We start from the raw sequence: 12,226 nt of genomic DNA on the forward strand, positions 1-12,226 counted from the left end.
TGCCTGGCCCGCGCGGGGCAGGTGGAAAAAGCCCACTTGGAGTTCGAACAATTGCTGCGGTATGCCAACCCGCTGGGCTTGTATGCCGAGGAGTTTGACAGCCAGGCCCGGCATTTGGGGAATACGCCGCAGGCGTTGAGCCATTTGGCGCTGATCAGTGCGGCGACGTTTTTGGACCGTAAGTTGAGTGGAGAGAAAACCGTCTGGCAACCCTGAACCCAATGTGGGAGTTGTCGAGCTTTAGCGAGGCTACGATGGCGGTGGGTCAGTCAATTTCAATGTCGTCTGTGCCGCCGTCTTCGCGGGCAAGCCCGCTCCCACATTTGGATTCGTATAGAGTCTGAGGATCTTCGGCCAACTCATCGGAGCCCACGATGTCTACCAGCAACTCGCTGTTTTCTATTCGCACACCCATGCTCAACGTGGCATACGAAGCCCACGGCCCCGTTGAGGGTGAGCCGGTGATCCTGCTGCACGGCTTCCCCTACGACCCTCGCGGCTACGATGAAATCGCACCGGTCCTGGCCGAACATGGCTACCGGGTGCTGGTGCCATACCTGCGTGGTTATGGCCCAACGCGGTTTATCAACGATCAGGTGATGCGCTCCGGGCAGCAGGCGGCGCTGGCCAAGGATCTGCTGGACTTCATGGATGCGTTGTCTATTCCGCGCGCAACGCTGGCAGGTTATGACTGGGGCGGACGGGCGGCGTGTATTGTCGCGGCGCTGTGGCCCGAACGGGTACGCGGATTGGTAACGGGCGATGGCTACAACATCCAGGATATCGCCCAGTCGCTCAAACCCCGTGCGCCTGAGACGGAGCATCGGTTGTGGTACCAGTTCTATTTTCACACCCAACGTGGTGTGGATGGCCTGACGGCCAATCGCCGCGCGCTCTGCGAACTGCTGTGGAAGTTATGGTCGCCGACCTGGGCCAAAGGGCCGAGCCTCTACAGCAACACCGCGCCATCGTTTGATAACCCGGACTTTGTCGACGTGGTGATTCATTCCTACCGTCACCGTTTCATGTACGCCCCTGGCGATCCGGCGCTGGAATCCATCGAGCAGGCCCTCGCCCTGCAGCCGCCGATTTCGGTGCCGAGTATTTCACTCTGCGGCGCCGATGATGGTGTGGGGCCAGCCCCGGTGGAAGATGACGATGTGGAACATTTCAGCGGTTTTTACCGACGCGAAGTCTTGCCCGGGGTGGGCCACAACATTCCACAGGAAGCACCGCAAGCGACCCTGGACGCCCTGCTGGAATTGCTCGCTCATGACACCGGCGAAAAACGTTCGCGGTAAGCCTGGGGCGTCACCGACAGCGCCCGCAAGAAGCTGCGACGCAGGGTTTCTTCACAGCCAAACCCGCATTGCACGGCGATGCGCTTGATGGATGTGGTGCTGTCGGCCAATTGCCGGCGGGCAGCTTCCACGCGGAGCAGTTCAACCGCCCGCGCCGGGGTTTGCCCAGTCTCGGCGCGGTAGTGGCGGACAAAACTGCGCTCGCTCATACAGGCCTTGGCAGCCAGGGTTGAGAGGTTGAGGTCCAGGCTCAGGTTTTCCGTGATCCAGGTGTGCAATTCGGCAAAGCGGCTGTCGCCTTTTTGCAGAGACAACGCCGCACTGAACTGCGATTGCCCGCCCGGGCGCTTGAGGAACACCACCAAGTGCCGCGCCACTTCCAGGGCGACGGCTCGGCCCAGATCTTCTTCCACCAGGGCCAGGCACAGGTCGATGCCGGCTGTGACGCCCGCAGAGGTCCACACGCAACCCTGCTGGATGAAAATCGGATTGGGCTCCACCGTCAGCGACGGAAACTTGCGCGCCAGCTCTTCGCAGCGGGTCCAGTGGGTGGCAACGCGGCAGCCGTCGAGCACGCCGCTGGCGGCCAGCAAGAAAGCGCCGGTACACACCGAGGCCATGCGCCGGGTGTACCGTTTTTTTTCTCGCACCCAGTCGACCAGCGCCGGATCTTCAGCAGCCCCGTAAACGCCCCAGCCCCCGGCGATCACCAGGGTGTCGCCGGGCGTGTCGGCAGACGGCAGCGGCTCGGCCAGCAGCGCCAGGCCGGCGGAGGTCATCACCGGCGCTGCCTGGGCAGCGATCACCGACACCGCATAGGGCAACGGCAAGCCGCGCTGGCGAGCCAGGTCGTTGGTGGAGGCAAACACTTGCAACGGCCCGGTCACGTCGAGCACTTGGGCGTTATCGAAAGCGAGGATGTGAACGATCCGAGTCATGATTGGCGTGATCTGTGGGCTCAATGGCGAATACGCCAAAGCCTAGGCCTCTAGAGTGGAGCCGTCCACCCCTCTTTCGGAGCTTCATACATGACCTTGCAGATCGGCTTTCTGTTGTTCCCTGGCATCCAGCAGTTGGACTTGACCGGCCCCTACGACGTGCTGGGCTCGCTGCCGGATGTGCAACTGCACCTGGTGTGGAAAGACCTTGCGCCGATCACCTCCAGTACCGGCATGGTGTTCACGCCGACCATGACCTATGCCGACTGCCCGCGCCTGGACGTGATCTGCGTACCCGGTGGCGCCGGCGTGGGTGCCTTGATGGAAGACCCGCAAACCCTGGACTTCCTCAACGCCCAGGCACTCACGGCGCGCTATGTGACGTCGGTGTGCACCGGTTCGCTGGTGCTCGGCGCGGCAGGCCTGCTGCGCGGTCGCAAGGCCACCACCCACTGGGCGTATCACCATCTGCTCGCCCCGCTCGGCGCTATCCCGGTGCAGGCGCGTGTGGTGCGTGACGGCAACTTGTTCACCGGGGGCGGCATCACGGCCGGGATCGACTTTGCCCTGACCCTGGCCGCCGAGCTGTACAGCGAGGCTGCCGCACAGCTGGTGCAATTGCAGATTGAATACGCGCCAGCGCCACCGTTCGACGCGGGCAGCCCGGACACCGCGCCCAGGCATGTGCTGGAAGAGGCCCAAAAACGCACGACGGAGTCGCGTCGGGTACGCGGTGAAATTGTCGCCCGGGCGGCAGCGCGGTTGGGCTGACACGCAGCCTCAGGCTGGGCGTGACATCACTGCCAACCGCGCAGCCAATAGCATCAATACCGTCGCCAGGCCCCACTTTTGGAGCCTGGCGCTCTGGGCGCGGCCGGCAAAAAAACGGCTGAGCGCACCGCCGAAAAAACCCAGCAAGGCATGAAACACACTGGCGATCAGGGTCAGGACGCCCCCCAACACCAACAGCTGCAGGGCGATGGACCCTGCCTCGGGCCTGACGAACTGGGGCAGGAATACCATGAAAAACAGCAGTGCCTTGGGATTGAGCAGACTGTTGAACATGGCCTGCAGGAACACTTGCCCCAGACGCACACGACGGACCTGGGCCATATCCAGACCGGAATTTTTCTGCAGCGTCTTATAGGCCAGCCACAACAAGTAGACCACCCCGGCGTAGCGAATCAGATCGAACGAAGGCGGCCAACTGGCGACCAACGCAGTCAAGCCGGTGGCGGTCAATACCGTCAGCAGCACATCCGCTACGCAAATCCCCAGGGTCGAAGCCAGACCACCACGCCAGCCATAACTCACACCATGACTGATCACAAAAGCCATGTTCGGCCCCGGGGATAACAGCAACAGCAAAACAGCGCCTGAAAAAACCGCCAGGGTTGCCAAGTCGATCATGCTCGCGCCTTCCAGCCAGGAAAGCCCTCAGATTAATCGGCTGAGCGTGTGCCCACAAAAAATTGTGCTGGATACATTCATCACCCTCAGCAACACCGGCAGGACATTCAGTGCGCCCTCCCCCTGCTGTCCCTTCTTCCTACCACCTTTATAAAAAGGTTTTCCATCCGCACAGGAAAATTCTCACATTTGTTCCTACACTCAGAACCACACCCCGCCACCGAGTGTCCGAACAAGGAATGTCAACAAAATGACACACACAAGACAAATTAAAGTGTCTGGAATGCCGCTTCCGAGAAAAAGTCAAGTTATTGACTAATCCACTCAAAGGACACATCCTTTAGCCACTGCCCCTACAAACTTCCTTCATTTGGATGGCTTCACGTGGATGAAATAGTTGCGTTTTACCCAGAGTAGCCGTCGTTCGATTTGCCCCTGATAAGCAATCAAACCACCGAGCCAAAGAGTCTGGAGTGCAATGAGGGATGTCTGTATGCGAGAGAAGTCGTCAGTCGATAGCCTGTTTTTGACACGTGCCGGTTTCATTGAGTTTTTTGTTGTTTTTGTCAAATTGGTCCACGGACTGACTGCGATCTTGCCGCCGCTGATCCTGGTGCTTTTCCTCGACCCGATGGCCCCTGAACTGCGCGCCCACTTCCTTGGCCTGCTGCTGTTTTTCGCGATCCTGACCATCATTCTGTTTCAGGCCTTGGGCATTTATTCGGAAGATCTTTTCAGCAATCGCCTGCGCCTGCGCACCAGTATCGTGGCGTGGTCCGCGGCGTTCTGCATCTTGCTGTTCATGTACCAGATCCTGCAGTTCTTCCCGCAGTTGACCCCGCGCAACCTGGCGGTCTGGTACATCGCCAGCCTGGGTTTGTTCTGCGTGGAACGCCTGGGGATGCTGCGCCTGTATCGCAACCTGATGCGCAAGGGCAAATACTTGCAACGCACGGTGATCCTGGGGTTCACCGACACCGCCGTACACGTGGCCGACCACCTGCAACGCAACGGTGATATCCGCTCCGGCCTGATCGGCTTCATCGACGACCGTACCGAGCGTATTCCCAAGGAACTCAGCAACCTGCCCTTGCTGGGCAACACCCGAGACCTGGAAAAACTGATCCGCGCCGAGCAGGTCAACCAAGTGATGATCTGTCTGCCCTGGGCCGCCGAGCAACGTATCCACGGGCTGGTCAATCGTCTGCGGCAGATGTCGGTGAACGTGATGCTGGTGCCCGACATGGCCGCCCTGCGCTATGGCCACAGTCGCATCACCGACGTGGGCGGAATCCTGATGTTCAATACCTCGCAATTGCCGTTGCGCGGTTGGTCACCCTTCATCAAGCGCTGTGAGGATTTGCTGCTGGCCAGCCTGACATTGGTAGTGCTGTCCCCGGTGATGCTTATCACGGCTCTTGCGATCAAGCTCGACTCCAAGGGCCCGGTGCTGTTTCGCCAGAACCGCTACGGCTACAACGACAACGAGATCCGCGTGTTCAAGTTCCGCTCGATGTTCACCGACCAGAGCGACTTCACCGCTGAACAACAAACCACCCGCAAAGACCCGCGCATCACACGCGTGGGCCGCATCATCCGCAAGACCAGCATCGATGAGCTGCCGCAGTTGTTCAACGTACTGCAGGGCAATATGTCCATGGTCGGCCCGCGTCCCCATGCCACGGCGACGAAAGCGGCAGGCATTCCGTTTGAAGTGGCGGTGAGCGAATACAGTTCGCGGCATCGGGTCAAGCCGGGCATTACCGGTTGGGCGCAGATCAACGGCTACCGGGGTGAGACTGACACCCTGTTCAAAATCCAGAAACGTGTCGAGTACGACCTGGAGTACATCTCCAAGTGGTCCGTGTGGTTTGACCTGTACATCGTTTTCATGACGGTCCCTGCCGTCCTTTCCACCAAGGAAGTCTATTGATGAATACCCTCAACGGATTAATTCCCTGCATTATTTCCGGTGGTTCGGGCACACGGCTGTGGCCAGTGTCCCGGCAGAACATGCCCAAGCCCTTCATGCGCATGCGCGATGGCCAGAGCCTGCTGCAAAAGACCTTCCAGCGCGCAGCCAAACTGCCCGGCGTGGAAAGTGTCCTGACGGTGACCAACCGCGACCTGCTGTTCCGCACCCTGGATGACTACCGTGGGGTGAACAAGGCCCACCTGCCCCTGGACCTGCTGCTGGAACCGTTCGGCCGTAACACCGCCGCCGCCATCGCCGTTGCTGCGTTGCACGTGCAGGAGCATTTCGGCGACGCCGCCCAGTTACTGGTGATGCCCGCCGACCATTTGATCTTGAATGAAGTCGCGTTCGCCGAAGCCGTGACCCAGGCCCGCGACCTGGCCGAAGCTGGCTACCTGGTGACCTTCGGCATCCAGCCCGACCACCCGGAAACCGGCTTTGGCTACATCGAAAAAGGTGAAGCCCTGAGCACCGGCAACCGGGTCAAACGCTTTGTCGAAAAACCCGACCTGGCCACCGCCCAAGGCTACCTCGACGGCGGCAAGCACCTGTGGAACGCCGGCATGTTCTGCTTCAAGGCCAGCACCTTGGTGGACGAACTGGCCGTCCATGCACCTGACGTGTTGGCGGCTGCAAAAGCGGCGTTGGAACACAGCCAACACCTGCAGAACAAGACGTCACGCCAGCGTGAACTGGACCCGGATGCGTTCGGCACCGCGCCGGATATCTCCATCGACGTGGCGCTGATGGAAAAGTCCAAACAGGTGGCGGTGGTGCCCTGCGACATCGGCTGGAGCGATATCGGTTCCTGGGAAGCCCTGCGCCAACTCACTCCCAGCGACGCCCATGGCAACCAAGTCAACGGTGAAGCAATCCTGCATGACGTGCACAACTGCTACATCGACTCGCCCAAGCGCGTGCTCGGTGCCGTAGGCGTAAAAGACCTGATCATCGTCGACACCCCCGACGCCCTGCTGATTGCCGATGCCAATCGCAGCCAGGATGTGCGCTACATCGTCGCCGAACTCAAGCGTCAGAACCATCCGGCGTTCAGCCTGCACCGCACGGTCACGCGGCCTTGGGGCACCTACACCGTGCTGGAAGAAAGCAGCCGATTCAAGATCAAGCGCATCGTCGTCAAGCCACAAGCTTCGCTGTCGTTGCAAATGCATCACCACCGCAGCGAACACTGGGTGGTGGTCAGCGGCGCGGCACAAATCACCAACGGCGACCGTGAATTCCTGATCAACGCCAACGAGTCCACCTATATTCCGGCCGGGCACAAACACCGCTTGACCAACCCCGGCATCATCGATCTGGTGATGATCGAAGTGCAGAGCGGCGAGTACCTGGGCGAAGACGACATCGTGCGTTTCGACGACATCTATGGGCGCGCCCCTGCAGAAGTGAAGAAATAATATGCGCACCGCGCTGATCATCCCGACCCGCAACGCCTCCAGCCACCTCGCGCGGCTGCTGCCTGCGCTGAAGATGCAGACTGTGCAACCGGACGAGATGCTGGTGGTCGATAGCGCCTCCAGCGACGACACCGTGGCGCGCTTTCGCGAATTCGGCGCGCGAGTCGAGGTGATCGACGCACGGGACTTCAACCATGGCGGCACACGGCGTTGGGCCAGTGAGCAAGTGGATGGGGACGCGCTGATCATGATGACCCAGGACGCGATCCCGGCCGACCCCGAGACCTTCGCCAACCTGTTGCACGAACTGCAGGAAGACCCGCTCAACGGCGTGGCTTACGGCCGGCAACTGCCGCACCCCGACGCCGGGGTGTTGGGCGCGCAATCGCGGCATTTCAATTACCCGGACCAGAGCCGTAGCAAAAGCCTGGCCGATGCAGCGGAGCTGGGGATCAAGACCTGCTTCAGTTCCGACTCGTTTTCAGTGTACCGACGCAGCGCATTGCAGGCCGTCGGCGGCTTCCCCGTCGACGTGATCGGCAGCGAAGACGCCTACGTGGCCGCGCGCATGCTGCTCGACGGCTACAACGTGCGCTACGCCGCCTCCGCGCGGGTGTATCACTCCCACGATTACCGGCTCCTGGATGAGTTCCACCGCTACTTCGACATCGGCGTGTTCTACGGCCGCGAGCCGTGGATTCGCCAGGCATTCGGCGATGCCGGCGGTGAAGGTAAACGCTATGTACTGGCTGAGCTGGCGGCATTGCGCGCAGCCGGTGCATTGCACCGCGTACCCGAAGTTCTGGTGCGCAGCGCGTTCAAGTTGCTCGGCTACCGGCTGGGCCATCTGGAACGTCGGCTCCCCATCGCCCTCAAGCGGCGCATCAGCATGTTCCCCGGTTATTGGAGGTGAGCACATGACCCACAGGAAGTCCCCCTTGATGAAACGAACCTTGCTCGTCCTGGCCATGATGGCCTTGGCCGCCTGCAATACGCCTGCACGCATCGTCCCACCGGACAACAAGACGGTTGAGGACGGCAAGCGCGCCCTCGACCAATTGGCCCAACTGCCACCCGCCGTGGAACGCATCCGCGTCGGCGACCAGTTGCGCATCGTGCGGGATGCCGGGGAAATGCCGACGCTGTCGGCGTTCAACGTCAGCACCATCTATGAGCTAACGCTGTACACGGTGCAGACCGACGGCAAGATCAATTACCCGTTCCTGGGACCGATCCAGGTCGCCGGACGCCAACCATCGGAACTGGCCACGGAGCTGAGCAACAAGCTCGCGCCGGTGTATCGCGAGCCACGGGTGACGGTGAACATCAACCAGGCACCGGGTAACTCGGTGATCGTCGGTGGCGCGGTGAATAACCCGACGGCGGTGCCGATTGGCACGGCCAACACCCTGGAGCAGGCGATTGTCGGTGCCGGTGGGGTCAACCCATCGGGCAACGCAAGCATGGTCGCACTGCTGCGCGAAGATGCCCAGGGCGCCTACCACGCTTACTTCCTGGACTTCAGCCAGTACCTCAAGACCGGGCCCAACGGGCGCAAACAAGTGCACTTGCAACGGGGTGATGTGGTGTTCGTGCCCAAATCCAACGTGGGCGAGCGCATCCAAGGGGTGGATACCTACTTGAACCAATTGATTCCGTTCACCAAATCCATTGGGGTTGGCTACAACTACACCAAAACCAGCGGCGGCAGTAACTAAAGGAGCGACATCCCATGATCGAGATCCGTTCTTTTCGTGATCTTTTACGCCTGTTCTTCATCTTCCGGCATGAATTCAAACTGGCGGCCGTCGCGGCCCTGGTGATCATGTTGCTGGGAGCCTTCCTGCTGCCGGCCAAGTACGAATCCACCGCGCGCCTGTTGGTCAAGCCGGGGCGCGATTCCACCTTGCCGATTGAGATCAGCAACCGCCAGGCGCTGGTTATGCCCAGCACCCAACGCGACCCGATTGTCGACGAGGAGCGCTTGCTCACCGGTCGCCCGATCGTGCGCTCGGTGGCCGAGCACTACCTGGAAGTGATTGAAAATGCGCCGCCGCCGGAAGGCTTCTGGAAGCGCACCAAGTACTACGTCAAAAACGGCATCGGTGCTGTGTTCGACGGCGTGCGCGTGGTGCTGGAAACCGTCGGTATCCTCGAAAAAACCACCCCGGTGGAACGCCTGGCCGCCAGCCTTGAGAAAAACTTCGAGGTGAGCCACGCAGCGGGTTCCACGGTGATGGATATCAGCTTCCGTTGGAGTGACCCGGAAGTGGCCCAGGCTGTGGTCAAGAATTGGGTCGAGACCTATATCAGCGAACGCACCCAGGCCCTGGGCCGCAAGAGCCTCTACGCGTTCTATGAAGGCCAGGTGAACACCAGCGCTACTGAGATCAATAGCTATAAACAACAGATCCTCACCCACCTCAACGAGATCGGCGCGGCGAGCATCACCGACCGCCTGGAGGACTTGTCCGAGCGTATCAATGTGCTGCGCGGCGAGACCTTCAATACCACCCGCCTGATCGCCTCTTCCGACAGCGCCCTCGAGAGCACCCGCAACCAGCTCAAGAGCCAGCCCAAGGAAGTGACCACGGTTCGCCAGATCGCCCTGAACCCGCAGCAACAGGACTTGCGTCGCCTGCTTAACCAGAAGCTGCTGGAAAAGGCCGACATGATGCGCACCTACACCGACAACGCGCCGCCGGTCAAAGCGTTGGACGCGTCGATCCGTGCGATGCAGGCTCAGGTCGCCAGTGAAAGCAACACGGTGCAAAGCTCGGAAAACCGTGCGCCGAACACCCTGGAGATCCACTTGCAGCGCGTGCTGCTGGATGAGTCGAGCAACAACCTTGCGTTGCGTACTCAGTTGGTGCAGCAACAGAAGCAGTTGGTCAACCTCGAAGCCCAACGCAAGCAAGCCCTGGAGATTGAACCGGAGCTGGCGCGCCTTTCCCGTGAGTTGAGCGCCACCGAGCGCAACTACGCGCTGTATGTGGACAACCTGGAAAAGTCGCGCATCGACCGTGAACTGGATAACAGCCAGATCAGCAACATTGCGGTGATCGAAGAAGCCACCCTGAACCCGGGTCGCGTCTTCCCGAAAACCCTGGTGATGCTGGTGTTGGCGATCCCGTTTGCCATCGTCGTCGGCCTTCTGGTGATCTACCTGTGCTACTTGCTGGACCAGCGCATTCACGACGGCGGTCTGGTGGAGCGCAAGTTCGGCTTACCACTGTGGACCACCCTGCCGGAGCTGGACACCAGTACCGCCCAGAGCACCAACGCGTTCAATGCAAGCATTTACCGCCTGTACGGTTTGCTGCAACTGGACCGTATTGCCGAACAGGGCATGACCCTGGGCTTGACCTCGGCGCGCCACGGTGAAGGCGTGACCTTTGTGGTCGAGCAATTGCGCCAATTGCTACAGGAGAACGGCATTAGCGTGCGGGTCGGCGGTGCGGGACCGGCGGCGCCGGGTGAACTGGTGCTGCTGGATGCATCGGCGCTGCTGGATAACCGCGATGCGTTCGTCACACTGCGCCGCGCCGACCTGATCGCGCTGGTGGTGGAAGCGCAAAAGAGCACGGTGCCGGTGGTGGAACATGCCTTGTCGATCCTCAACACGGCGTTTGGCAAAGTGGACGGCATCATCATCAACCGGCGTAAGTTCGAAGTGCCGGCCAAGGTGCTGCAGAACATCGCCAAATACCGGGGGGCGTTCTGATGCGCATCGCCCTGCTTGCCCCATTGCCGCCAGAAAAGAACGGGATCGCCGACTACGCGAACCATTTCAAGACGGCCTTGGAGCAACTGGGGGTGACGGTGGTGACACCGTTGAGCGGCGTGGCAGGCAACAGCGCGGCCATCAAGCAAGCCATCGCTGCGTTCGATTGGCAAGGTGTGGACCTGGTCCACGCCGAGCTGGGCGGTGGGCGACTGGGGGAGTTCCTGGCCTTGCGCGAATTGCGCAAGGTGTTCCCCAAGCTACCACTGACCGCGACCGTGCATGACCCGGAGCGTATCGTCTGGCGCCGGGAGCACCTGCCCTTCCCACTGAACCTGTTGGAGCGTTTGCCCAGCCCACTGCCCCAGGCGGCAGTGGTACTTGCCGATCCGCTGACCTTGCGCGAAGAGCGCCAGGTCGCCCATGACCTGACCCGGCTGGTCACCCTCACCCGCCTGGGTGCCGACTGCCTGAGCGAACGCATGCGCCTGCCCGTCGGCAAAGTGGCCGTGATCAACCATGCCAACCTGGCAATTGCGCCGGCAGCATTGCCGTCGCTGGACACCTTGCACCTGCTGTATTTCGGTTTTATCTACCGTGGCAAAGGTATTGAAGACCTGTTGCAGGCCCTGGCCGCCGTCTTCAAGCAAGCCCCCCAATTGCGTGACCGTGTGCGCCTGACCCTGGCCGGTGGCACTGCCGCCGAAATGGCGTTCGGCGCAGGCGGTAATTACCTGGAACAGTTGAACAGCCAGATCGCCGACCTCGGCCTGGCGGGTTCCATCGACTGGCGGCTGAACCTGCCGGCCAGCGAGATTGCCCAGACGATTCAGGCTCACCATGTCATGGTGCTGCCGTATCGTGAATCGAAAAAACTCGGCCTGCTGGGGCGCCAGCGTGGCACCAGTGGCGCATTGTCCTGGGCTGCAGCGTGCGGGCGCGGGGCGATTACATCAGATGCGCGCGCGTTTGCCGAAGAGGTCGCCAGCGGCAATGGTGCGATCTACCCTCAGGGCGATGTGTCTGCGCTGAGCGATCAACTGCTGCGCCTCGCACATAGGCCGACCTTGGCCAGGGACTGGGCCGAGCGCGCCGGGGAAATCGGCCGCGAACGCCTATGGCCGTTGACCGCGCAGAAGTTCAAGCAACTCTTTGAACAAGCCATTGCAGGAGGCAGTTATGGCGCGTAAAAGGACGTGGTTCGCGACCCTGGTCGTGGTCGCCGCCCTCGGCATGGCGGCCTTTATGTGGGGACGTCAGGCCGATGCCGAGAGCCATGTGCTCAAGGGCAACAAGGTGGTGGTATGGAAGGACTTCCTGGGGGTGAACGCGCAGTTCCTGTGGTTCAGCCCCGAGCGTTATCAGAAGCAGATCGACCGCCTCAAGGCCCTGGGCCTGGAGTGGGTGCGCCTGGACCTGCACTGGGACCAACTGGAAACCGCCGAGAACCAGTACAACGT

General features: G+C 61.0%; 11 protein-coding genes and 1 pseudogene. 10 read left to right on the forward strand and 2 right to left on the reverse strand.

The window, feature by feature from the left end:
• Both ACRESD_RS22340 and ACRESD_RS22345 read left to right on the forward strand, forming a co-directional pair.
• Positions 1 to 216, forward strand: a 216-nt coding sequence (locus ACRESD_RS22340; protein WP_431752895.1) for a glycoside hydrolase family 15 protein, incomplete at its 5' end; no start/stop codon positions are given.
• A gap of 158 nt (positions 217 to 374) precedes the next feature.
• The gene (locus ACRESD_RS22345) at positions 375 to 1,301 is read left to right on the forward strand and encodes an alpha/beta fold hydrolase (protein ID WP_431752896.1); all 927 of its coding nucleotides are present in this window, start codon (positions 375 to 377) and stop codon (positions 1,299 to 1,301) included.
• Here ACRESD_RS22345 and ACRESD_RS22350 read toward each other — a convergent pair.
• Positions 1,271 to 2,239: a GlxA family transcriptional regulator gene (locus ACRESD_RS22350; RefSeq protein WP_431752897.1), complete on the reverse strand. Its 969-nt coding sequence runs from the start codon at positions 2,237 to 2,239 to the stop codon at positions 1,271 to 1,273. The genes ACRESD_RS22345 and ACRESD_RS22350 overlap by 31 nt on opposite strands.
• A gap of 90 nt (positions 2,240 to 2,329) precedes the next feature.
• Here ACRESD_RS22350 and inhA point away from each other — a divergent pair, with 90 nt between their 5' ends.
• Positions 2,330 to 3,010 (forward strand): isonitrile hydratase, encoded by a 681-nt coding sequence (gene inhA, locus ACRESD_RS22355; protein WP_431752898.1) that lies wholly within the window; start codon positions 2,330 to 2,332, stop codon positions 3,008 to 3,010.
• A 9-nt stretch (positions 3,011 to 3,019) separates the two neighbouring features.
• On the opposite strand, the gene ACRESD_RS22360 is transcribed toward inhA, so the two are convergent.
• A complete protein-coding gene (locus ACRESD_RS22360; protein WP_431752899.1) occupies positions 3,020 to 3,649 on the reverse strand; it encodes a LysE family translocator in 630 nt (209 codons plus the stop codon).
• Between the two features lie 493 nt (positions 3,650 to 4,142).
• On the opposite strand from ACRESD_RS22360, the gene ACRESD_RS22365 reads away from it, so the two are divergent.
• The 7 genes and pseudogenes from ACRESD_RS22365 to ACRESD_RS22395 form a co-directional block, all read left to right on the forward strand.
• Positions 4,143 to 5,582 (forward strand): undecaprenyl-phosphate glucose phosphotransferase, encoded by a 1,440-nt coding sequence (locus ACRESD_RS22365; protein ID WP_431752900.1) that lies wholly within the window; start codon positions 4,143 to 4,145, stop codon positions 5,580 to 5,582.
• A complete protein-coding gene (locus ACRESD_RS22370; protein ID WP_431752901.1) occupies positions 5,582 to 7,042 on the forward strand; it encodes a mannose-1-phosphate guanylyltransferase/mannose-6-phosphate isomerase in 1,461 nt (486 codons plus the stop codon). The genes ACRESD_RS22365 and ACRESD_RS22370 overlap by 1 nt, the downstream gene beginning before the upstream one ends.
• 1 nt (position 7,043) lies before the next feature.
• A complete protein-coding gene (locus tag ACRESD_RS22375; protein WP_431752902.1) occupies positions 7,044 to 7,955 on the forward strand; it encodes a glycosyltransferase family 2 protein in 912 nt (303 codons plus the stop codon).
• Between the two features lie 28 nt (positions 7,956 to 7,983).
• Complete coding sequence (locus ACRESD_RS22380; protein ID WP_431752903.1) at positions 7,984 to 8,760, forward strand: polysaccharide biosynthesis/export family protein; 777 nt, start codon at positions 7,984 to 7,986, stop codon at positions 8,758 to 8,760.
• Positions 8,761 to 8,774: 14 nt separating this feature from the next.
• Entirely contained in the window at positions 8,775 to 10,766 is a 1,992-nt protein-coding gene (locus tag ACRESD_RS22385) for a GumC family protein (protein ID WP_431752904.1), read from the forward strand.
• Positions 10,766 to 11,956: a glycosyltransferase gene (locus ACRESD_RS22390; RefSeq protein ID WP_431752905.1), complete on the forward strand. Its 1,191-nt coding sequence runs from the start codon at positions 10,766 to 10,768 to the stop codon at positions 11,954 to 11,956. The genes ACRESD_RS22385 and ACRESD_RS22390 overlap by 1 nt, the downstream gene beginning before the upstream one ends.
• Positions 11,957 to 11,999: 43 nt before the next feature.
• Positions 12,000 to 12,226, forward strand: a pseudogene (locus ACRESD_RS22395) (beta-xylosidase); the annotation flags it as partial.

It is taken from the genome of Pseudomonas sp. (assembly GCF_050739995.1).
GTDB lineage: Bacteria > Pseudomonadota > Gammaproteobacteria > Pseudomonadales > Pseudomonadaceae > Aquipseudomonas.